General features: G+C 64.3%; 23 protein-coding genes. 12 read left to right on the top strand and 11 right to left on the bottom strand.

Annotated features, from left to right (window positions below; genetic code table 11):
* Position 1 precedes the first annotated feature (1 nt).
* From CFE28_11315 to CFE28_11325, 3 genes are all read left to right on the top strand, one after another.
* Positions 2-514 (top strand): protein tyrosine phosphatase, encoded by a 513-nt coding sequence (locus CFE28_11315; protein OYU70525.1) that lies wholly within the window; start codon positions 2-4, stop codon positions 512-514.
* Positions 514-1,476: an NAD regulator gene (locus CFE28_11320; GenBank protein OYU70526.1), complete on the top strand. Its 963-nt coding sequence runs from the start codon at positions 514-516 to the stop codon at positions 1,474-1,476. The genes CFE28_11315 and CFE28_11320 overlap by 1 nt, the downstream gene beginning before the upstream one ends.
* A gap of 71 nt (positions 1,477-1,547) precedes the next feature.
* Positions 1,548-2,531: an NADP-dependent oxidoreductase gene (locus CFE28_11325; GenBank protein OYU70527.1), complete on the top strand. Its 984-nt coding sequence runs from the start codon at positions 1,548-1,550 to the stop codon at positions 2,529-2,531.
* A gap of 37 nt (positions 2,532-2,568) precedes the next feature.
* On the opposite strand, the gene CFE28_11330 is transcribed toward CFE28_11325, so the two are convergent.
* The 3 genes from CFE28_11330 to CFE28_11340 all read right to left on the bottom strand — a co-directional run bounded on the left by CFE28_11330 (position 2,569) and on the right by CFE28_11340 (position 4,392).
* Positions 2,569-3,045 (bottom strand): hypothetical protein, encoded by a 477-nt coding sequence (locus CFE28_11330; GenBank protein ID OYU70528.1) that lies wholly within the window; start codon positions 3,043-3,045, stop codon positions 2,569-2,571.
* A gap of 70 nt (positions 3,046-3,115) precedes the next feature.
* Positions 3,116-4,021 (bottom strand): C-5 sterol desaturase, encoded by a 906-nt coding sequence (locus CFE28_11335; GenBank protein OYU70529.1) that lies wholly within the window; start codon positions 4,019-4,021, stop codon positions 3,116-3,118.
* Positions 4,021-4,392 (bottom strand): hypothetical protein, encoded by a 372-nt coding sequence (locus CFE28_11340; GenBank protein ID OYU71680.1) that lies wholly within the window; start codon positions 4,390-4,392, stop codon positions 4,021-4,023. The genes CFE28_11335 and CFE28_11340 overlap by 1 nt, the downstream gene beginning before the upstream one ends.
* A gap of 146 nt (positions 4,393-4,538) precedes the next feature.
* Between CFE28_11340 and CFE28_11345 the strand changes: the two genes are divergently transcribed.
* The 4 genes from CFE28_11345 to CFE28_11360 are packed head-to-tail and all read left to right on the top strand — an operon-like array spanning position 4,539 to position 8,554.
* Entirely contained in the window at positions 4,539-5,510 is a 972-nt protein-coding gene (locus CFE28_11345; protein OYU70530.1) for a short-chain dehydrogenase, read from the top strand.
* The gene (locus CFE28_11350) at positions 5,492-6,793 is read left to right on the top strand and encodes a hypothetical protein (protein ID OYU70531.1); all 1,302 of its coding nucleotides are present in this window, start codon (positions 5,492-5,494) and stop codon (positions 6,791-6,793) included. The genes CFE28_11345 and CFE28_11350 overlap by 19 nt, the downstream gene beginning before the upstream one ends.
* Before the next feature lie 45 nt (positions 6,794-6,838).
* Positions 6,839-7,867, top strand: a complete 1,029-nt coding sequence (locus tag CFE28_11355) for a glycosyl transferase (protein ID OYU70532.1) — start codon at positions 6,839-6,841, stop codon at positions 7,865-7,867.
* A gap of 9 nt (positions 7,868-7,876) precedes the next feature.
* Positions 7,877-8,554, top strand: a complete 678-nt coding sequence (locus tag CFE28_11360) for a methyltransferase (GenBank protein ID OYU70533.1) — start codon at positions 7,877-7,879, stop codon at positions 8,552-8,554.
* On the opposite strand, the gene CFE28_11365 is transcribed toward CFE28_11360, so the two are convergent.
* Entirely contained in the window at positions 8,530-8,982 is a 453-nt protein-coding gene (locus CFE28_11365; GenBank protein ID OYU70534.1) for a hypothetical protein, read from the bottom strand. The two genes, CFE28_11360 and CFE28_11365, sit on opposite strands and share 25 nt — an antisense overlap.
* 77 nt (positions 8,983-9,059) lie before the next feature.
* Here CFE28_11365 and CFE28_11370 point away from each other — a divergent pair, with 77 nt between their 5' ends.
* Positions 9,060-10,145, top strand: a complete 1,086-nt coding sequence (locus tag CFE28_11370) for a radical SAM protein (protein ID OYU70535.1) — start codon at positions 9,060-9,062, stop codon at positions 10,143-10,145.
* Between the two features lie 6 nt (positions 10,146-10,151).
* On the opposite strand, the gene CFE28_11375 is transcribed toward CFE28_11370, so the two are convergent.
* Both CFE28_11375 and CFE28_11380 read right to left on the bottom strand, forming a co-directional pair.
* The gene (locus CFE28_11375) at positions 10,152-10,415 is read right to left on the bottom strand and encodes a hypothetical protein (protein OYU70536.1); all 264 of its coding nucleotides are present in this window, start codon (positions 10,413-10,415) and stop codon (positions 10,152-10,154) included.
* Between the two features lie 215 nt (positions 10,416-10,630).
* A complete protein-coding gene (locus CFE28_11380; GenBank protein OYU71681.1) occupies positions 10,631-11,002 on the bottom strand; it encodes a hypothetical protein in 372 nt (123 codons plus the stop codon).
* A 171-nt stretch (positions 11,003-11,173) separates the two neighbouring features.
* On the opposite strand from CFE28_11380, the gene CFE28_11385 reads away from it, so the two are divergent.
* Together CFE28_11385 and CFE28_11390 are read left to right on the top strand one after the other, a co-directional pair.
* Positions 11,174-11,536, top strand: a complete 363-nt coding sequence (locus tag CFE28_11385; protein OYU70537.1) for a thiol-disulfide oxidoreductase — start codon at positions 11,174-11,176, stop codon at positions 11,534-11,536.
* On the top strand, positions 11,533-11,991 hold the full coding sequence (locus CFE28_11390) for a DUF3429 domain-containing protein (GenBank protein OYU70538.1): 459 nt from the start codon (positions 11,533-11,535) through the stop codon (positions 11,989-11,991). The genes CFE28_11385 and CFE28_11390 overlap by 4 nt, the downstream gene beginning before the upstream one ends.
* Here CFE28_11390 and CFE28_11395 read toward each other — a convergent pair.
* A complete protein-coding gene (locus tag CFE28_11395; GenBank protein ID OYU70539.1) occupies positions 11,988-13,328 on the bottom strand; it encodes an RNA methyltransferase in 1,341 nt (446 codons plus the stop codon). The genes CFE28_11390 and CFE28_11395 overlap by 4 nt on opposite strands.
* A gap of 230 nt (positions 13,329-13,558) precedes the next feature.
* Here CFE28_11395 and CFE28_11400 point away from each other — a divergent pair, with 230 nt between their 5' ends.
* Together CFE28_11400 and CFE28_11405 are read left to right on the top strand one after the other, a co-directional pair.
* Positions 13,559-13,984, top strand: coding sequence for a hypothetical protein (locus CFE28_11400; GenBank protein OYU70540.1), 426 nt, complete (start codon positions 13,559-13,561; stop codon positions 13,982-13,984).
* A 76-nt stretch (positions 13,985-14,060) separates the two neighbouring features.
* Positions 14,061-14,693, top strand: a complete 633-nt coding sequence (locus CFE28_11405) for a hypothetical protein (protein ID OYU71682.1) — start codon at positions 14,061-14,063, stop codon at positions 14,691-14,693.
* 54 nt (positions 14,694-14,747) lie between these two features.
* Here CFE28_11405 and CFE28_11410 read toward each other — a convergent pair whose 3' ends face one another.
* From CFE28_11410 to CFE28_11425, 4 genes are all read right to left on the bottom strand, one after another.
* Complete coding sequence (locus CFE28_11410; GenBank protein ID OYU70541.1) at positions 14,748-15,482, bottom strand: TlyA family rRNA (cytidine-2'-O)-methyltransferase; 735 nt, start codon at positions 15,480-15,482, stop codon at positions 14,748-14,750.
* Positions 15,483-17,234 carry a fatty acid--CoA ligase gene (locus CFE28_11415; GenBank protein OYU70542.1) on the bottom strand — a complete coding sequence of 584 codons (1,752 nt, stop codon included), beginning with the start codon at positions 17,232-17,234 and terminating at the stop codon, positions 15,483-15,485.
* Positions 17,235-17,276: 42 nt separating this feature from the next.
* Positions 17,277-18,767, bottom strand: coding sequence for a peptidase S10 (locus tag CFE28_11420; GenBank protein OYU70543.1), 1,491 nt, complete (start codon positions 18,765-18,767; stop codon positions 17,277-17,279).
* A 71-nt stretch (positions 18,768-18,838) separates the two neighbouring features.
* On the bottom strand, positions 18,839-21,502 hold the full coding sequence (locus CFE28_11425; GenBank protein ID OYU70544.1) for a valine--tRNA ligase: 2,664 nt from the start codon (positions 21,500-21,502) through the stop codon (positions 18,839-18,841).
* Between the last annotated feature and the right edge of the window lie 42 nt (positions 21,503-21,544).

A 21,544-nucleotide genomic window follows, 5' to 3' on the forward strand; every position in this document is an offset into this window, starting at 1 on the left:
CATGACCCTCATCGTCTGCGGATTGGCTGAAGCCGCCAGGGTGATCGCCGAGCGCCGCCCCTCCCATATGGTCTCACTGCTGGATCCTTCCAGCATGATCACCACCCCCCTGGGCATCAGGGCGGAGCGGCATCTGAAGCTGGGGGTAAATGACATCTCCATACCCACCGAGGGCCTGGTTCCACCCAATGAAGAGGTCGTCCTCAACCTGCTGGAGTTCAGTCGGTCCTGGGATGAGACCGCCCCCATGCTGGTCCACTGCTGGGCCGGGATCAGCCGCTCTACGGCGGCGGCCTTCGTCATAGCCTGCGACAAGAGCCCGGGAGCCGATGAGCGGTCCCTGGCCCTGACCATGCGACAGGCCTCCCGCCACGCTTCGCCGAACCGGCGGATCGTCACCCTGGCCGACGACATCATGGGCAGGGGCGGCCGCATGGTCGACGCCCTGGACGCCATGGGCGATTACGACTTCATCGGCGCGGGTGCGCCCTTTGACTTTGCAGCGCGCCACTGATGGTCAATCGGGTTGTCATCGGACTTTCAGCCGTGGTGGTCGCCGTTCGGGATGGCCAGGCCCTGGTGCTGACAGTTCGGGCGCCTGGCCAGCCGGCCGGCCTGCCCTTCGGACCCTTTGACCCCGATGGCGACCGGACATTCGAACTGGCCCTGCGGGCCTTCGTGACCGCCCAGACCCGGTTCGATCTTGGCTATGTGGAGCAGCTCTACACCTTCGGCGACAAGGGCCGGGACGCGCCTGTGGCCGTTCTGGAAGCCGGCGACCGGGCAGCCCGGGTCATCTCGGTGGGTTATCTTGGCCTGACCCCTCATGCCGTTGAAACCCACGCGCCAGACAGCGCCTGGGCGGACTGGCTGAAGTTCTTCCCCTGGGAGGACTGGCGGGAAGGCCGCCCCCCTGCCCTCACCGCCATGGAGCCCGCCCTGCGGAACTGGGCGAGAGGTGACCGACTGCCGCGCACCCGCCTCCTGTTCGCCCTGGACGGCGCACCCTGGAATGAAGAGCGGGTCCTGGAGCGCTATGAGCTGCTCTATGAGGCGGGCCTGGCGCCCGAGGCGGCCCGGGATCGCGGCGAGGCGCCGGCCCCTGCCCTTTCCGCCCTTGGCGCTGCCCTGGGCGAGCCGATGATTTCCGACCACCGGCGTATTCTGGCGACGGCCCTCTCCCGGCTGCGGGGCAAGCTGAAATACCGCCCGGTGATCTTCGAGGTCATGCCGGAGTCCTTCACCCTGTCGGCCCTGCAGCGGGCGGTTGAGGCGGTGGCGGGCATCCGGCTTCACAAACAGAACTTCCGTCGGGCGCTTGAGCGGGCTGACCTGGTCGAAGGACTGGGCAGGCTGGACCAGGACACCGGCGGGCGCCCCGCCGAACTCTTCCGCTTTCGCCGGGAAGTGCTTGGGGCCAGGCCAGTCTCAGGTCTTTCCCTGCCCCTGCTGCGGGACGATTCGTCGGCGGGCTGAAATCGGTGGTCGCCATGGCCTGCGGCTTCGTGATCTAAGGTCCGCAAAAGACCACCCCGGAGGAAACCACCATGACCGTCAACCGCCAGATCCACCTCATCAAGCGCCCCTCAGGGCTCGTGACCGTCGACGATTTCGCCATTGTCGAAACCACGACCCCCGACATCGGCGCCGGCGAGATCCAGGTCCGCAACCTGCTGATGTCCGTAGACCCCTATATGCGGCCCCAGCTGGACGCCAACCAGCCGCTCAACGCCCCCCTGCTGGGCGGCGGCATTGGTCGGGTGACCCAGTCTGACAACCCGAAGTTCCAGGTGGGCGATATTGTCCGGCACGGAGCGGGCCAGCGGGAAGTCTTCAACAGCGATGGCCGTGGCGTCCAGGTGATCAACCCCGATCCCGAATTGCCCCTCAGCGTCTACATGCACGCCCTGGGCGGCACGGGCATCACCGCCTATGGCGGGCTGCTGGAAGTCGGCGCGCTCAAGGACGGTGAGCAGGTCTTTGTCTCGACCGCCGCCGGCGCGGTCGGATCGGTGGTCGCCCAGATCGCCAAGATCAAGGGCTGCCATGTGGTCGGCGCCACCGGGGCGGCCGACAAGAAGGCCTGGCTGCTGGACGAGGTCGGGCTGGACGGCGCCATCAACTATCAGGCCGAGCCCCTCGCCAAGACCCTGAAGGCCCTCATGCCCAAGGGCATTGACGTTTATTTCGAGAACGTCGGCGGCGCCCATCTGGATGCGGCCCTGCCTCGCATGAATGTACGGGGCCGGATCCCGGTCTGCGGCATGATCTCGACCTATAACGGCGGCGGCGAAGGCGTCCGCAACCTCTCCACCATCATCTACAGCCGGGTCCGGATGGAAGGCTTCGTGGCCAGTGATTTCGGCCACCTCAACGCCCAGTTCCAGTCTGACATGACCGCCTGGCTGAAAGCCGGCAAGGTCAAGTACCAGGAGACCATTCTCGATGGCTTCGAGCGTGGGCCCGAAGGCCTGGTCGGCCTGTTCTCGGGAAAGAACAACGGCAAGATGTTGATCCGCCTGGGCGAATAGCCCTGGGGCCTGACCGGCCAGGGCCGGTCAGGCTTTCTCAGGACATCAACGTAAAGATGACCGGAAGGGCGATACCCGACAGCAAGGCGGCCAGGACCAGCCCCTTGCGGCGGTTGTACATCAGGCCCATCCACACCCCGAGGCCGGTCGAAACGACCAGACCCACCGAGACGAAGGCGAAGTAGGCCTGCATGAGCTTCACGCCGAGGGGCTTCTCACGCTTTTTTGGCGGCGCCTTAGCAGCTTCACCGCCTGCCTTGGCAGGTGCGGCGCCTTCGGGGCGCTCCCGCTTGGGCGCAGCGGCGAACACCGAATCCTTGTGCAGACGCCCCATCTTCTCGACGATGGGCAGAGGTTTGTAATTGGGGTGGCTCTCCTGCAGCCGATAGACCTGAAGGCCGCCAGAGATGGCGAACATCAACAGGCTCGGCGCGATCAGGGCGCTCACATAGACGTGGATCTGCCGGATAAACGCCAGCCGGAGGGCGGGATTGGCGCGGGGACGTTCGGACATTGTATCGCCTTCAGTTTTGACGGTGCTGGTCGTGCACCCGATAACGCGAATGCGCCGTGATCTGACGCAACTATTCGGCTGGAGCGTTCAGGGATCGCCACTGCGCCTTGAGACTGGCGCTGGTGTCGCGACTTCCGTCCGGACTCCAGCCCGGTGGTCCGACAACATAGCCAAGGACATCACGCAGGGATTTCGCCCGCGCAACATCGGAGAACATTCCGACCCATTCGTGAAACGCGACCCTCAGGATATTGAAGTCTCCCAGGTTCTTCACAATGCCATAGCGGCAGGGCTCCTCGTCCAGTTCTGGCTGGAAAGTGCCAAACAGCTTGTCCCAGATGATGAGGATTCCGGCATAATTGCTGTCGAGATAGCGCGGGTTCCGGGCGTGATGGACCCGGTGATGGCTGGGCGTATTCATCACCGCCTCGAACCAGCGCGGCATGCGGCCGATGGCTTCGGTGTGGATCCAGAACTGATAGACCAGACTGATACCCTGCTGGATGGCGATCTGGGCCGGTGAAAATCCCAGCCACGCCAGGGGCAGCCAGAGGATCCAGGTTCCGGCAATGCCGCCGGTCCAGGTCTGCCTCAGGGCCGTCGACAGGTTGTAGTGCTGGCTGGTGTGGTGATTGACGTGGGCCGCCCACCAGAACCGACGCTCGTGGCTCAGCCTGTGGAACCAGTAATAGGTCAGGTCCTCCAGGAAGAAGATCGCCACCCAGCCCCAGATGGCGGTGAAGGGGACGGTGAAGATGCGGTGGTTGTAGACGAAGACCGTGGCCGCAAAGATCGCACCGCCCAGCAGGACGCCGGGAATTCCCCGCCCAAGCCCCATGGCCAAAGAGGTCAGTGTGTCCCTGGCCTCGTAGTGGGTCTTCACCCACCCCATCCGCGCCAGGCCGATTTCCAGGATTATGGCCAGGATGAAAAAGGGAACCGCGAGGGTCACCGGGTCGAATGGGGCGTGAAGCATTATGGAACCTGGATCGGGGGCCAGGCGGCGAAGGCCAGATTCGCCCTGGGCGCCGCAAAATCATGAAGTCGGACCATTACCGTGCCGTTTGTCACCGTCGAGGCCGCAATGTCTTCCCAGGGCAGGTGTCTGGCGACAAACCCGTCGCCGGCGGCATAGAGGACCATGGCGGCGGCGCCTGACTTGGCGACGGCGCCCCGGCCGTCATCACTGATCCACACCCGCTCCAGCGGCCGGCCCGGGAACTCCTCGGACAACAGCCTCCGTGCGGCAGCTTCATCCAGGGCTGGCATGGGCCTGGCGAGTCGCGCCAAGGCCGCAAGTCCTGCCAGCACGAGGACAGCGACGCCGGATGCGGCCGTTTGCAACAGGAATGCGGTGGTGAAAATGGTCAGATCCTCCTCACCCAAGGTCCGACGCCGCCGCCTGCCCCGTCAAGGCGGCATTCGCCATGAGGCTTTGCGAACCCGGGAGAAAGGCGCTTAAGTCCTGGCAAAACATCCCAGGAGGAAATGCGATGAAGGACTTTGCCGGCAAGACCGCCGTGATCACCGGCGGCGGAACAGGCATGGGCCGGGAACTGGCTCGCCAGCTGGTGGCTGAAGGCTGCAATGTGGCCATGTGCGATGTCTCGGCGAAGAACATGGCCCAGACCATCGCCCTCTGCGACGCCGACGGCCGGCCGCAGGGAACCCGGATCACCGCCCATGTGGCAGACGTTTCCGACGAAGCCCAGCTCATCCGTTTTCGCGAAGAACTGGTGGAACAGCACCAGCTGGACCACATCCATCTGCTGTTCAACAATGCCGGTATCGCCGGCGGCGGATCCATGGTCCGTGACAGCCGTGAAGCCTGGGAAAAGACCTTCAATGTCTGCTGGGGCGGGGTCTATCTGGGGGTCCGCACCTTCCTGCCCCTGCTGATGGCGGCAGATGAGGGACACATCATCAACACCTCCAGCGTCAACGGTTTCTGGGGAACCATAGGGCCGACCACGCCCCACACCTCCTATGCCGCCGCCAAGTTCGCTGTGAAGGGCTTTACCGAAGCCCTGGTCACGGACCTGCGGAACACTGCCCCGCACATCAAATGCTCGGTAGTCATGCCCGGGCATATCGGCACGTCCATTGTCGCCAACTCCCGCAAGGTACAGGCCGGAACCGAGGCTGACGAAATGACACCTGAGGAAATCGCCGCCGCCCGCGCCGCAGCGACGGCGGCAGGGGCGGACATGAGCCAGGTCCCGGACGCCGCCATCGCCGCCATGGTCGCCGAGCGGGCCCGCAGCTTCCTGGAAGACGCCCCGATGACGGCCGCGGAAGCCGCCCGGGTCATACTTGATGGGGTCAAGGCCGAGCGTTGGCGCATTCTGGTGGGCGACGATGCCCACATGCTCGACGAATGGGTCCGCCGTGACCCGGAACAGGCCTATGAGGTGAAGTTCTATGAAGACTTCACCAAGGCTGTTGGGTGGCGACTGGGCAGCTGAGGCTTCAGACAACCCTCACCTTTGTCGTCTTGAATGGGGTCTTCCGATTCTCTGCATCTGCGGCAGGCCCACTTTCCATGTCCAACCTCCTCACCCTGCTCCGAACCGGCGACTGGCTCACGCCGCAGAGGCTGAAGCTGATCGCCGTATTGTTCGCCATGGTCTCCCTGGTGGGTCTGGCCGGCGACATCTGGGTTCATACCCGGTTCGGCGTGGTGAATGGCGAAGGCGAGCAGCTGGGTCGGGACTTCGTGAACTACTGGGCCGGGCCCCGCCTGGCCATGCAGGGCCAGGCCGCCAAGGCCTACGACCTGAACTGGTTCTGGGCCTATGAGCGCAGCCTGACAGCGCCGAACGCCGAATTCAAATGGTACGGCTATCCGCCGGTAGCCATGGTGCTGGCCGCACCCTTCGCCCTCCTGCCCTTCCTGCCGGCCTTTGCGGCCTGGACCCTCAGCGGCTGGGCGATCGTCACCGGCATGCTGTCGAACCGGCTGACGCCCCTTTGGGCAGGCCTGGCCGTGCTGGCCCTGCCAGCCTTCCAGTTCAATGTGATGACGGGCCAGAACGGCGCCTTCACCGCTGCCCTGCTGGCTGGGGGGATCATGGTGCTAGAGTCCAGCCCGATCCTCGCCGGCATGTTGTTTGGGGCTCTCTGCTACAAGCCGCACATGGGCGTCCTGATCCCGGTGGCCATGCTGGCGGCGGGCCGCTGGAAGACCATCTTCTCAGCGGCGGCGACAGTTGCCCTGCTGGTGGCGATCAGCCTGGTCTGGACCGGCCTTCCGACCTGGGAAGGCTTCCTGCACAACACGCCTTTCCACAGACGGATACTTGAGTCCCAAGGGCTGGGCTTCATCCACATGCCCTCCACCTATCTCATGCTTCGCAGGATCGGGGTGGACAGCCTGTTCGCCTATGGTCTGCAGGGGGCGACAAGTCTGCTTGCCGCCTGGATGGTCTTCTCGGTCTGGCGCACGACGGCCTCAAAGGAGCTCAAGGGTGCTGTCCTGCTGGTCGCCACTTTCGTCGCGACGCCCTATGTCTGGGACTATGACCTGATTGCCCTGCTTTTCGCCTCTGTCTGGCTCTGGGCTGAAGCTGAAAGGACCGCTTGGCGGAATTGGGAGAAGACCGCCCTGATGGCCATGCTGGCCCTGCCTAGCCTGGCGAGCCTGATAGTGCTCCCGACCGGCCTGCAACTTGGGCCTTTCGCCATGTGGTGGGTCTTGATCCTGCTGGTCCGGCGGGCGACCAGCCCCCAGAAACTGGCCACGTCCTGACCACATGCTTGGGGTTCGTTAACCCAACCCGCCTAGACGGGTTTCATGGCTGATACGATCCTGAAGCGCCGGAACAAGGCGAACCTTCGCCCCCGGGACATCCACGACGCACTCGACCGTGCAGCGGAAGTCGCTCCGCCTGTGCATGCTGCGGAAGTCGCCGTGGTCATTCCCTGCTATAACGAGCAGGCGACCATTGCTGATCTGGTCCTTGCTTTTCGGGCAGCCCTGCCCCTGGCGCAGATCTACGTATTCGACAACAATTCCAGCGACCTGACATGTCAGGAAGCCCGACGGGTCGGCGCCCTCGTCCGCCATGCCCCCCGCCAGGGAAAGGGCAATGTGGTGCGGCAGATGTTTTCAGACGTCGACGCCGACATCTATGTGATGGTCGATGGCGACGGCACCTACGATGTATCCGCCGCACCCCGCCTGATCGCCGAACTTCTGGATGGCGGTTATGACATGGTCACTGGCTCGCGGGTGACAGAGGTCCAGGCCGCCTATCGCCCCGGTCATGTCTTCGGCAATCGACTGCTCACCGGCCTGGTCAGCATCGGCTTTGGCTGTCAGGTCCGGGACATGCTTTCCGGCTACCGGGTCTTCAGCCGTCGGTTCGTGAAGAGCTTCCCGGCTTCTTCAGCCCGCTTCGAGGTTGAAACCGAGCTGACCGTTCACGCCCTGCAGATGCGCCTGCCCACCAGCGAGGTCGAGACGGCCTATGGCGCCCGGCCTGAAGGCTCGACCAGCAAGCTGAACACCATCCGCGACGGCATCCGCATTCTGGCCATGATCGGCCTTCTGCTGCGGGACGAGAAGCCCCTGCCCTTCTTCGGTGTTTGCGGCCTCGCCCTCTTCGCCGTGGCCGCCGCCATGGGACTGCCCGTCGTCGCCGAGTTCTGGAGAACGGGCCTGGTTCTGCATTTCCCGACCCTGATCGTCTCGGTCGGCGTCGCCGTGACAGGCCTGCTCAGCTTTACCTGTGGCCTCATCCTCGATTCCGTCGCCAGGGCCCGCCAGGAGCAGCGTCGCTTCGCCTACCTTCAGCACCCCGCCCCCTCTCATCTGAGATAGGCCGCACCCATGACTGTCGTTGACGCCCGCTACTATGAGGCCACAGCCCCGAAATCGCTCAGCGAGCGGGTACTGGTCTGGGCGCGGGAGGCCATGTACCGCGACTTTGAACGGGTGATGGCCCCGAAGGCCAGCGACCAGATCCTCGATGTCGGCGTGTCCGATGTGATCAATGACGGCGCCAACATGCTGGAATGGCGCTATCCCCATCGCCAGAACATCACCGCCGCTGGGCTGGGTGAAGGCGCCCTCTTCCGCAACGCCTATCCCGAAGCGACCTACCGCCAGATCCAGCCCGGGGCGCCGCTTCCCTTCGCAGATCAGCAGTTCGACATCGCCGTTTCCAATGCGGTGATTGAGCACACGGGCAGTCGCGAGGCCCAGAAGGCGTTTGTGGCTGAACTGTCGCGGGTGGCGAAAACGGTCTTCCTTACAGCTCCGAACCGCTGGTTTCCCATCGAGCATCACACCGCCCTGCCCCTGGCCCACTACCATCCAGCGACCTTTGCCGCGGGGTGTCGACTGACGGGCAAGGAACTCTGGCTGGACCCGGCGGAGCTGATCCTGACCGGCCCGGCGGACCTGCGGGCGGCAATCCCGGCGGGCCGCAAGGCAGACCTGGGCTATACGGGCCTCAAGCTGGGGCCGTTCAGCTCGAACATCTATATGGTCCTGCGGGCGGACTGAGAAAACCGCTTCAGGAGCACGACGGGATCCCGCGTCTCTGAAGTCGAGATCAGATCGGCCTTGCGCACAATCAGGCCAAGGGCTGGCCTTGCCAGAAATTCCCTGGGCTTTACCCCGCCATAGCGTGCATGCGTCAGCGCGCCCCCGGAAAAGTCCTTCAGCGCCTTCAGACGCTCACCATCGGCTCGGAAGAACGGGGGAAGGATCAGCAACCAGTCTGACTTCGCCGCCATCGCTGCCGCCACCAGTCCCCCCTGGATCAGGTCGACACCGGCGTCCTCGCAGAAGTCTGCTGTCGGGTCTTCAGATCCGTCATCAGCAACCAGGACTTCGCGGATCAGGCCATCCACCGCAGCCGGAGTGAGATCACCCAGCAGCTTCTGCAGGTCTTCGAACTGATTGCGGGCGGGGATAAGCACGGAAAACATGCCGCCACTGGCCTTGAACCCGTTGCTGAAGTCAAGAATGTTCTTTTTTTGTTCTCTTTTTCCGCTAGGGTTTCGCCATGCCTGCGACATCCCTTCCAATCCCCGCCCGCGGACGTGGCGCCCGGTCAAACATTTCCAGCCGGTTTGAAGGCCAGGTCCGCGAAGGCTTTGACGATGGCTGGACCCTTGAGGACCCTCAGCCGGCGCAGATCCGCACGACCCTGTCGGAGGAAGTCGCCCGGACCATCATCACGCGCAATGACAGCCCCGACATCGGGTTTGACCGATCCATCAACCCCTATCGCGGCTGCGAACACGGCTGCATCTACTGTTACGCAAGACCAGCCCACGCCTATATGGGGCTTTCCCCGGGTCTGGATTTCGAGACCCGGCTGTTCTTCAAACCGAACGCCGCCGAGCTATTGAGCCGCGAACTCAGCAATCCTCGCTACAAGGTCGGCGTCATACACATTGGCGGCAATACCGATCCCTATCAGCCCCAGGAGAAGGCCACCCAGGTCACGCGGCGGATCATCGAGGTTCTGGCCAAGTTTCAGCACCCCTTCTCGATCATCACCAAGTCGGGGCTGATTGAACGGGATCTCGACCTCCTGGCGCCCATGGCGGCCAGGGGCCTGGCCCGGGTCGCCATCTCCATCACCACACTGGACCGGAAGCTGGCCCGAAGCATGGAGCCCCGCGCCGCAGCGCCCGAACGCCGCATGGCTGCCGTTCGATCACTTGCCGGGGCAGGCGTTCCAACCATGGTCATGTTCGCTCCGGTCATTCCGGGGCTCAATGATCATGAACTCGAGGCTGTTCTCGAGGCTTCGGCCAGGGCGGGAGCCCGCAGCGCAGGCTATGTCGCCCTGCGACTGCCCCGGGAGATTGCGGCCCTGTTTCAGGAATGGCTGGCGACAGACCATCCGGATCGGGCTGACAGGGTCATGTCCCTGGTCCGGCAGATGCGCGGTGGAAAGGACTATGACGCAGACTGGAAAACCCGCCTGAAAGGCGAAGGGCCCATTGCAGAGATCCTGGCCAGGCGGTTCGCCATGGCGCGGAAGCGGTATGGCCTGGATCAGCCCCAACCCGGCCTCAGGACGGATCTCTTTGCCCGCCCCGGTATGCCGGGCGATCAGGGCGACCTGTTTGGGCCCTGATCTGCCCTACTTGCCGACAGCGCCGGTGATTTCCTTGATCATGGCCTGGACAGGCGCCTTGCCGCCAACCGCCCAGATCAGCTTCAGATGGGCAAGCGTGCGGGCTGCAGCGTCGTCAAAGCGCCAGTCGCAGTCTTCAAATCGACACTGACGGAAGACCGGGGTTTCCCCACCGGAATAGACCATGCGGCAATCGCGGAATTCGCAGTCCTCGAAAGCCTCGCCATCCAGCTGGACGGTCTCACGGTTGAATATGATCGCGGTCTGCATAGGTGGGCTCACGCTTCGTCGTCGTTGGCGTCAGCAGCGTCATCGTCGCCGGCGGCCGGTGAATTGGGATTGTCCCGTTCGCGTTGTTCGCGCTTGGCCTTGGCCTTTTCAGCCACCTTGATCGCCTTCAGACGATCCCGTTCCATGCGTTCGAAATTGTAGTTGGGTTTGCGCGCCATGCCCGCAGCCTCCTCGTAAACTGGATTGATCAGGGACTATTTGCGCGCCTTGCGGGCGGCATAGCGGGCGTCACGGGCGGCCTTGGCCTCGGCCTTGGTCAGCGCCTTGCGCTCCTTGCGGGCGCCGCGCTTGGCGCCCAGTTCGGCTTCGGCCAGGGCGTCGGCTTCCAGACGCTGGGCTTCGGCTATCTCTTCAGCCAGGGCCTTGGCGGTGGCGCGGGCTTCGGCGCGGGCAGAGCGGACGGCGGCCAGTTCGTCGGCCTTCTCCTTGGCCCGAAGAGCGGCGCGCTCGGCGAACATGGGGTCGATGACCGCCGCTTTGGGCTTCATCTTTTCGAGCAGGGCCTTCTTGGCCTCTGCAGCCGACTTCAATCGCTCGGCGAATCCGGTCTTGTCGTTCTCGTTCATCACACTCTGGGGTGTTTGGGCCGGGCCGTACCGGACGGTTTGAAGGTATGGCGGAAAATGTCCTGCCACCGTCTTCGGCATGGTGTAGCGTCCGAACATGGACGATCAGACCCGCAGCCGAGGCCCTGCATGGCACAGTTTGGCGCGAACACCTAACGGCGAGGCGTCTTCATGCCTCAATTGACGGTCTGGTACGACGGAGACTGCCCCCTTTGCGTCCGGGAAATCGCCCTGATCCGGCGACTGGACCCAGGCGGCAGGATTGCATTCGAGAATCTGGCTCAGGGCGGATCATGCCCCCTGGACCGGGACGCCCTGCTGGCCCGCTTTCACGCCCAGGAGGCTGGCGGCCCCATGCTTTCCGGGGCGGCGGCCTTCGCCGCCATGTGGCGGGCGACGCCCCTCCTCCGCCCTCTGGGCCTTGCCGCGCGCTGGCCACCGATCCTCTGGTGTCTGGAGCGGCTCTATCGGCTATTCCTCATCATTCGTCCCGGCTTGCAGGGACTGGTCCGACGCGTGGCGCCCCTTTCATGACTGATCCCGGCAACAACACCCCAAAAGCAGCCCTGATCCTTGGCGTAGCGGGACTTGTTCCCTTCTTCGCTCTCTCCGCCGCCATCGCCCTTCGGCTGCAGACGCCCTATGGGTCGGCCTCACTCTGGCTGGCAGCCTATGGCGCCGTCATCCTGTCATTCATGGGCGGAGCGCAGTGGGGGATTACCGTCGCCCGGCCAGGACGTGGGGATAACTGGCGGGCCTATGCGGTCAGCGTCATACCGGCCCTGGTGGCCTGGCCTGCCCTCTTCCTGCCGATTACCTGGGCCCTGGCGACCCTCTCAGTCACCTTTGCCTGCCTGCTTGGCTATGACCTTTGGACCGTCCGCCGGGGCGAGGCCCCAGAGTGGTATGGCCAGCTGAGGCTTGGTCTGACTGCTGCAGTGGTTCTCTGCCTGACCTTTGCAATCCTGGCCAACAAGAGCCCTATCTAGCGCTCAAACACCCCGACCAGTTCGATGTGGGGCGACCACAGGAACTGATCCACAGGCAGAACCTGCTTCAGGACAAAGCCTGCGTCCACCAGGGTCCTGGCGTCCCGCGCAAAGGTTGCTGGATTGCACGAAACCCCGATCACCCGCGCCACGGATGAACGGGCCAGTTCGGCTGATTGCTCAGCAGCCCCTGACCTGGGCGGGTCAAAGACCACCGTATCGATCTTTTTCAGCTCTTCGGCCAGGACGGGGCGGCGCACCAGGTCCCGGGCCTCGGCGACAATGCCCTTCAGACCAGGCGCTGTCGCCGTCGCGGCCGTCACCGCGCGGATTGCCGGCGCAGACATCTCCGCCGCCATCACCGGCGCCACTGCTGCGAGGGGGAAGGTGAAGGTGCCGACGCCGCAATAGAGGTCGGCGATCCGTGTAGCGCCCTCGGCGGCCCTGGCGACAAAGGCGCTCATCATGGCTTCGGCTTCGACCGTGGCCTGCAGGAAGGCGCCGGCCGGCAGGGCGACCGTGGCAGGCCCGAAGCGGACGGTCGGCTGGCGCGCCATGAAGGCGATCTCGCCATCAATGGTCACCCGGGCGAAGTCGGCCTCGGCGGCGCGCTCGGCAAGGGTCATGCGTGCATCAGCAGACAGACCGCCGGACTTGGCCTCGACCCCTGAAATGTCCACATCCAGCCCGGCGGCGGTCAGGGTGACGTGCAGGGTCGGCGCAGACTTGTGGTGCTCGAAGAGCGGCGCCGCCAGGCGACGCAAGGCCGGAAGCGCGGCGTCGAGACGGGGGTCAGCCACCGGACAGCGTGAAATCTCCACAACCGACCAGGATTTCCGCTCCTTGAAGCCCAGACGCGCCTCATCCCGGTTTCCCTTTCGGGCATGCAGGGCAAGACGACGACGGCTTCCCGGCTTTGCGGCTATGGCCGGCAGGATCTCGGTTTCCAGGTGCTGCAGGGCCAGGGTGCCGCGCAGACGTTCGACCTTCCAGTCCAGATAGGCCCTGGCCTCCCAATGCTGGAGAGCGCAGCCGCCACAAACGCCAAAGTGCGGACAGGGCGGCTCGACCCGCTGGGAACTGGGGGTAATGACCTTGTCCAGTTCCCGCCGCTCGCCGCCACCAACTACGCGGACCAGTTCGCCTGGCAGGGCGAAGGGCGTGTAGATGGTCTTGCCGTCCGGCCCCTTGCCGACACCGTCGCCCTCCCCGCCCACGGAATCGATACGGATTTCGATGGGGGGACCGCTGACCGGCGCAGGTCCCGGTGGACGCGGGCCAGACCTCTGGGATCCGTACCGCTGGCTTTTGCCCGGGGGGCGCTTGGACTGTTTCATGATGAGAGGGGTTTAGACCATATGGAGGCGCTCTGGATACGCCTTGCCCCAGGAAAGCGTCTGGAACCCAGGAACTCTGGCCCTGCCTGGGCAATTCCCGTCTGGGGCGCATTCGCTGGCCTTGATTAAATGAACACGACACACTCTGTTCAAGGCGCGTTCAGGTTCATTTCTTCATAACCCTATTCAACACGACGGCTCCGCCGCCGCTATCAAGGGACACAAAGCCGATGAAATCCGCACTCGCCCTCAGTCTGGCAGCCGCCTGCGCCCTGTCGGCCATGGCCGTGCCGCAATACGCCGCCGCCGTGGACCGCGATTATGGCAGCGGTGACATCTGCGTGGCCAAGAAGAAGGAAGCCACAGCCAACGGAACCATTGCCGGCGGCGCCATCGGCGCACTGGCGGGGGCGGCCCTGGCTGGAAAGAAGGACCGCGCTGCAGGCGCCGTGATCGGCGGCCTTGTCGGCGCTGGCGTCGGGCATCAGGTGGGAAAGCACTACATCAAGTGCTCGCCCTACCCGACCCGCGTGGCGCAGACCGCCTACAGCCGGAAGAACTGCCAGTGGATCACCGAGACCTATGACGGTCGCGACCACGACCTCGAAATCTGCCGCAACAAGGACGGCGTCTGGCGTCCCAGCGGCCGCTCGTAATTCTCAAGCGAACTCGTAAGGAGAGTCCTCGATGAAAAATGCATCCATCTTCACCAAGGCCGGCCTCGCCGGTCTCATGGCCCTGACCGCCGTCGCAACGGCGCCGTCCTTCGCCGCCGCCCAGTCTTCGACCTACTATGGCTCGCGCAGCTACGACTATGATCCCTGCCGTCGCGATACGGTGGGCCGATCGACCACGGGCGGCGTCCTCGGCGCCCTGGCCGGCGCAGCCATCGGCTCCAATGTCGCCGGTCGCGGCGTCCGCAAGGAAGGCGCCGTCCTCGGCGCCCTGGCCGGAGCCGCCGTTGGCGCTGGCATAGGCCGCAGCTCCGCCGCCTGCCGCCCCGATCCCCGACAGGCCTACAACACTGACAACCGCGACTATGGCGACGCGTCCTATTCCGGCTACGGCTATGATGATCGCTACAATGGCGGTTACGGCTCGGCAGGATATGGCGGCGGCTATAACAGCGGCTATGGCTATTCCAACAATGGCTACGGCTATCAGGACCGCAGCACCGTGGTCGTCCGCCGCTATGAGAGCCAGCCAGTCTACCGCGATGACCGCTATGCCGCATCGCGGGCACCGGCCAATGCCGGGAACTGCTCCCTGGCGGAAAGTCCGATCTACCTGCCGGACGGCCGGGTCCAGAAGCGCTTTGTCCGGGTCTGCCAGGACGCCAACGGCCGCTATCAAGTCGTCGACTAGGGCCTGAGTCAGGATTGAGTTACAGCGCCGCCGGGCCCGGGTCCGGCGGCGTTTCTATGTGGCCTTGATGGCGTGGATCAGAAATTCCGCCTGTCCGGCGCCACCAGAAATGGGGCTGGGGGCCATGGCCTGAACGGCCCAGTCCGCACCCTCAAGGAACCCCGAGACCTCGTCCTGAACCCGGGACAGAACCTCCGGATCCTTCACAAGCCCCCCCTTCCCCACATGGTCAGGACCTGCCTCGAACTGGGGCTTGATCAGGGCGATGAGGTCCGCGCCATTGCGCGCAAGACCCAGGGCGGCCGGCAAGACCTTGGCCAGGCCAATGAAGCTCGCGTCACAGACAATGGCGTCCGGCGCTTCGGGAACAAGCTCAACGGAGAGACTGCGGGCGTCGACGCCTTCCAGAACCACCACGGAGCTATTCCTGCGCAGACTTGCGTGGAGCTGGTCGCGTCCCACATCCACCGCATAGACCCGCCGGGCGCCCCGCGAGAGACAGACTTCGGTAAATCCGCCGGTGGAAGCGCCGACATCGACGACACATCTGTCCGTCATTGAAATCGACCAGAGGTCCAGGGCGTGAACCAGCTTGAGGGCGCCCCGTCCGACCCAGGGATGAGCCGCCGTCACCTCCAGGTCGATGTCGGGATCAAGGCCTTCGGATGCCCTGGAGACGATCCGCCCGCCCGCGAGGACGCCGCCTGCAGCAATCGCCGCCTGCGCCCTGGCCCGGCTCTCGACCAGGCCGCGGGCCACCAGCAGGGCGTCAGCGCGGACCCTGGCCATCTAGCCCAGGTCTGCGAACAGCTTCTTCAGCTCGTTCTTCAGGATCTTGCCATTGGCGTTGCGCGGCAGGGTTTCGTGCCAGAACTTGACCTGCACAGGCACCTTGAAGGCAGCCAGATGCTCCGCCACGTGGGCGCGCAGTTCGGCCTCGGTCGCCTCTGCGCCGGGCTTGAGGGTGACAACGGCGCCAGGCTCCTCGCCCAGGGTGCGGTGGACAATGCCGACCACGGCGGCGTCCATGACAGCCGGGTGATCGTAGAGGACGTTCTCCACCTCAATGCAGTAGATGTTTTCGCCGCCGCGGATCAGCATGTCCTTGGCCCGGTCGATGATGAAGCAGAAGCCTTCTTCATCCACCCGCGCAAGGTCGCCAGTCCGGACCCAGCCATCGACAAAGGTCTGGGCAGTCGCCTCGGGCTTGTTCCAGTAGAGCTTCACCACCTGGGGGCCGCGAGCCCAGAGCTCTCCCACCTGGTTGGGGCCCAGAACCGTGACGCCATCGGCCGGATCACGGATTTCCAGGTCGGAAACAGGCACTGCAGGCCCGCAGCTGTCAGGACGGTTGGCGTAATCCTCGGCGCCATGATTGGTCACCGTGGCGCAGGTCTCGGTCATGCCCCAGCCATTGCCCGGCGATGAATTGGGGAAGGTTTCCTTGATCTTCCGGACCAGTTCCGGAGCCGACGGGGCGCCGCCATAGGACACGCTCATCAGGGATGAGAGGTCATAGTTCTTGCGAAGCGGGTGCTCGATCAACTGCCAGGCAATGGTCGGCACGCCGCCAGCCAGGGTGACCCGTTCACGCTCGATCAGTTCAAAGGCCCGCACCACATCCCACTTGTGCATCATGACCAGCTTGGCGCCGCCAATGATGGAGGGGTTCAGTATGGCGATGCAGCCTGTGGCGTGGAAGAAGGGCACCGATAGCAGGGTAGCCGCCTGGGGCGCATTGGGATCTGGCGTCGGCGGCGTTTCACCGCGACGCAGGAAGGCCCGCGCGCCGATCACGACCGAGGCCATGATGTTTGAATTCACCCCCCGGTGAGTGGCCAGCGCACCCTTTGGCCGGCCGGTCGTTCCGGAGGTGTAGAAGATGGTGGCGTCATCATCGGGCAGGATTTCCACGTCCGGGAGCGCCTGATCCGGAAGCCCGCCCCAGGTGGGCGGCGCGCCGATCACCGTTTCCAGCTTGGTGACCAGGGGATGGGCGATCTCCTCCCGGGCCCGGCTGACATAGACCCGCTCGAGGTCCGGACAGTTGGGCAGATGCTCGGTCAGGCGCTCGAAGCGCTCATTGTCCACCAGGGCGACCTTGGTTCCAGAGTCGGTCAGACCGTATTCCAGCTCTTCGCCGGTCCACCAGGCGTTCAGGGGCGTGACGATAGCCCCCAGGGAAACGGCGGCGTAGAAGGCAACCGGCCATTCGGGAAGGTTGCGCATGATGACCGCGACCCGATCGCCCTTGCCTACGCCGTCAGCACTCAGGCGGGCGGCCAGGGCGGCGACAGCGCGATGGAAGGCCTCGAAGGTCACGCGCTCGTCTTCATAGACCAGGAAGACCTTCTCCCCATGGGCGCGGCCGGCCTCGACCACGGAGCGGAGGGAGGGAGGCAGGTTCTTCCAGACCCGGGTCTTCACACCACCGATCAGAACTTCATCCATCTCTCCCGGCATTCCCGGAGCCGTGAGAACCGCATGGGCCTCGGCGATGGACATGGCGGGCCAGCCGGTGGGCAGGGTCGTGTCAGTCATGGTGCATCCTCCGAAGTACTTTTCTGTCGACTTGCCTGCCGGTCAGCGGGCGCCGTAGAGCGCCATGACATCCTTGCGGAAGGCCGCCATGCTGTCAGTGCGGGAATAGAACATATGGCCGCCCGGATAGAGGGCCAGCCTTACCCGATCAGCGCTGCCCATGGGCGGGATCTGGTCGACAATCAGCCTGCTGGCGAAATACGGACAGCTCAGATCGTCATAACCATGGACGATGAGCACCTTCATCTTGCCGTCAGCCGCAAGGGACTGGCGCAGGTCAGTGACCGACTCGATGGTGTTGTAATAGCCCGGCTCCCAGGCCTGGTTCACGGCGTTGGACAGGGCGTTGAACCGGCCTTCCACCTTCCAGCCCACTGTGTGGGTGGTGAACTCGACCATGGCGCTGGTGGTCGGCGCAATAATGGCGTCGAGGATGGGGTCCCCGGCATTCTGCTCGTTGCGCCAGGGGAATGGGTCCCAGGTGGTGACATTGGGGTCATAAACCGACGGCAGTTTGCCCGTATCGCGATAGAGTTCGCGCAGGAAGGTGCGGGTATCCACGCGACCGCCCATACGCTTCACCAGGGCCGGATCCAGCCCGGTATAGCGGGTAACCCTGTCGACCACCCGCGCTACGGCGGCGGGATCGGCCATGCCCTTCATCAGATCGACGGCGAATTCACCCCGGGTATAGGCTTCGACTTCAGACAGGAGCGCAGGCGACAGGGCCTTACCCTGGCGTTCATAATTGGCCGCCGCCATGGACGGCAGGTTGATCATCCAGGGAATGGGAGAGAGGTCTTCAGCAACCCCGGTGCGGGCGTCCAGATAGGGCGACACCAGAATGACGCCCGAGGGGCCGACCCCGAGTTCAGCCTGAAGGAAGCGGGCGATGGCCGGAGCCCGATAGCCCCCATAGCTCTCGCCGACCACATATTTTGGCGAGGCCATCCGGCCGTTCTTGACCAGCCAGTCAAAGACGATCCGGGAGAGGTATTCGATGTCCGGCTTGACCTGGAAGAACCGCTTCTTGGTCTCGGCCTCATCCACCAGACTGCGGGAATAGCCGGTGCCCACCGGGTCGATGAACACCATGTCGGTGAAATCCATCCAGGTGCCGGGATTGTCCACCAGGGCGGCGGGATCGGAGGCTGAGTCGCCCTGCGCCCCGAACTGTATGCGCTTTGGCCCGATTGCGCCCAGGTTCAGATAGACCGAGGCCGCCCCCGGGCCGCCATTGAAGGCGAAGGTGATCGGCCGCTTCGGATCACGGGGGCCATCCAGGGTGTAGGCGGCGAAAACCACCTCGGCGATCTTCTTGCCCTTCTCGTCCCGCACCGGCAGGGAGCCGATGGTGGCGGTATAGTTCAGGGTCTTTCCGGCAACCCGGGTGACCTGCTTGATCGAGGCGTCCGCCGGGAAGGCCGGCAGATCAATCTTGGCGGCCTCGCCCTTGGGGTTGTCCTCCGCCACCGCAGGCGCAGCGACAACCATCAGGGTCATGACGGCGATCAGGCTCAGGAACTTGCGCATGCTCGACATCCTGTTGGGTCAGCGGAATTCAGGCTCGAACATGGGGCATCCAGCCCCAAGGCTCAAGGGTATCAGGCGACGGCTTCGAGACGCTTGAGGGCGCCTTCCAGCTTGGTTTTTGCGGCTTCAGCCTCAGCCAGGCGTTCACGATTTTCCTCGATCACCTCTTCCTTGGCCCGAGCCAGGAAGTCGGGATTGCCGAGTTTTTTCATGACGTGGGCGATGTCGCTCACATGACCGGCGATCTCCTTGACCAGGCGGGTCTTTTCCGCCGCCAGATCGATGAACTCGGCCACCGGCAGGGCCAGGGTCGCCCCCTGAACCACGAAGGGAATGGCGCCCAGAGGAGCTTCAGCCTCGAACTTCACTTCGGAAACCCGCAGGGTCTGGGCGATAACGGCGGCATTGGCCTCCAGAACGGCGCGCTGTTCGGCCGTGGCGTCGATCACCAGCAGGGCCGGACGGGCTGAATGCGGCACGTTGAGCTCCGCCTTGACCGAGCGGCCTTCAGTCACAGCAGCGACAATCAGGTCGATCTCGGCCTGGGCCTTCAGATCTACCAGATCCGGGGAGAGATCCGGCCAGCGGGCTGCCACCAGCAGGCCTTCAGGACGCCCAGCGCCAAGGTCCGCCGTCTGAGCCCAGAGTTCCTCGGTGAGGTAGGGCATGATCGGATGCAGCAGCTTCAGGATCTGATCGAGAACCCAGGCGGCGACAGCCTGGGTCTCAGCCCTGGCCGCCTCGTCTGAACCGGTCAGCAGGGGCTTGGACAGCTCCACATACCAGTCGCAGAAGGTGTTCCAGATGAAGCGGTAAAGGACGGTCGCCGCACCATCGAAGCCGCAGCTGGCTATGGCTTCGGTGACGGCGACAGAGGCCCTCTGGGTTTCGCCGATGATCCAGCGATTGAGCACGCCCTTGACCTGGGCCGGGTCAAATCCCTCGGCCCGGGCGCAGCCATTCATCTGGCAGAATCGCGCGGCGTTCCACAGCTTGGTGCCGAAATTGCGATAACCCTCAATGCGTTGGGTCGAGAGCTTGATGTCCCTGCCCTGCCCCGACATGGCTGTCAGGGTGAACCTCAGGGCGTCTGCCCCGTATTCATCCACCAGTTCAAGGGGGTCCATGACATTGCCCTTGGACTTGGACATCTTCTTGCCGGCCGCGTCCCGGACCAGGGCATTGAAGAAGACCCGCTTGAACGGGACCTCGCCCGTGAAGTGCAGGCCCATCATCATCATCCGGGCGACCCAGTAGAAGATGATGTCAAAACCGGTCACCAGGGTATGGGTCGGGTAGAAGCGCGCCAGGTCGGCGGTCTTTTCCGGCCAGCCAAGGGTCGAGAAGGGCCAGAGGCCTGAAGAGAACCAGGTGTCGAGAACGTCCTCGTCCTGCTTCAGCTCTTCATCACGGCCATAATGTTCGCGGGCGGCGGCCCGGGCCAGGGCCTCGGTTTCCTCAACGAAGATCCTGCCGTCAGGACCATACCAGGCCGGGATCCGGTGTCCCCACCAGAGCTGGCGGGAAATGCACCAGGGCTCGATGTTCCGCATCCACTCGTAATAGGTCTTTTCCCAGGCCTTGGGCTCGAGGACCGTACGCCCCTCCTCCACCGCCTTGATGGCGGGTTGGGCCAGGGTCTTGGCGTCCACATACCACTGATCGGTCAGATAGGGCTCGACCACGACACCGGAGCGGTCGCCGTGCGGGACGGCGTGCTTCGTCTTCTCGATCTCCCGCAGGAGGCCGAGCTCTTCGAAGGTTTCGACCACCTTCTTGCGGGCGGCGAAACGATCCAGGCCCTGATATTCCCGGGGGCCGTTCTCGTTGATCTTCGCAAAGGCGTCGAAGATGTTGATCATCGGCAGGTTGTTGCGCTTGCCGACCATGAAGTCGTTGAAGTCGTGGGCCGGGGTGATCTTCACGGCCCCCGAGCCCTTTTCCGGGTCGGCATAGTCGTCGGCAATGATCGGAATGGGCCGGTTGACGATGGGCAGGCGCACAGCCTTGCCGATCAGGTGCTGATAGCGCTCATCCTTCGGGTTCACGGCGATGGCCGTATCGCCCAGCATGGTTTCAGGGCGGGTGGTGGCCACCACGATCTCGCCCGTACCGTCTTCCAGAGGATAGGCGAAGTGCCAGAAGTGGCCGTCGACCTCCTTCTGCTCGACTTCGAGGTCAGAGATCGCCGTCTGCAGGGCTGGATCCCAGTTCACCAGCCGCTTGTCGCGATAGAGCAGCTTCTGCTTGTAGAGGGTGACAAACACCTTCCGAACAGCGGCGCTGAGCCCCTCATCCAGGGTAAAGCGCTCCCGGCTCCAGTCGCACGAAGCGCCGAGGCGTCGCAGCTGGTTGGTGATGGTTCCGCCGCTCTCGGCCTTCCATTCCCAGACCTTGGCCACAAAGGCTTCGCGGCCCATGTCCCGGCGGGTCATGTTGCCGGCAGCAGCCAGCTGACGTTCAACCACCATCTGGGTCGCAATGCCGGCGTGGTCCGTCCCCGGCAGCCACAGGGCAGCCTTGCCGCGCATGCGCTCGAAGCGGATCAGCACATCCTGGAGGGTATTGTTCAGGGCATGGCCGATGTGCAGGGACCCCGTCACATTGGGCGGAGGGATCACTATGGAGAACGGCTCTGCAGCCGGATCATCGGTCGGCGCAAAGGCGCCCGACGATTCCCATTGGGCGTAGAGACGCGGTTCAGCGGTTTTTGGATCGAAATTTTTGTCTAGCATGGCTCGCCTGTAGGCGGTGAATACACGCCCGATCACGCCCGC

This window comes from Alphaproteobacteria bacterium PA2 (assembly GCA_002256425.1).
Lineage (GTDB): Bacteria > Pseudomonadota > Alphaproteobacteria > Caulobacterales > Caulobacteraceae > Phenylobacterium.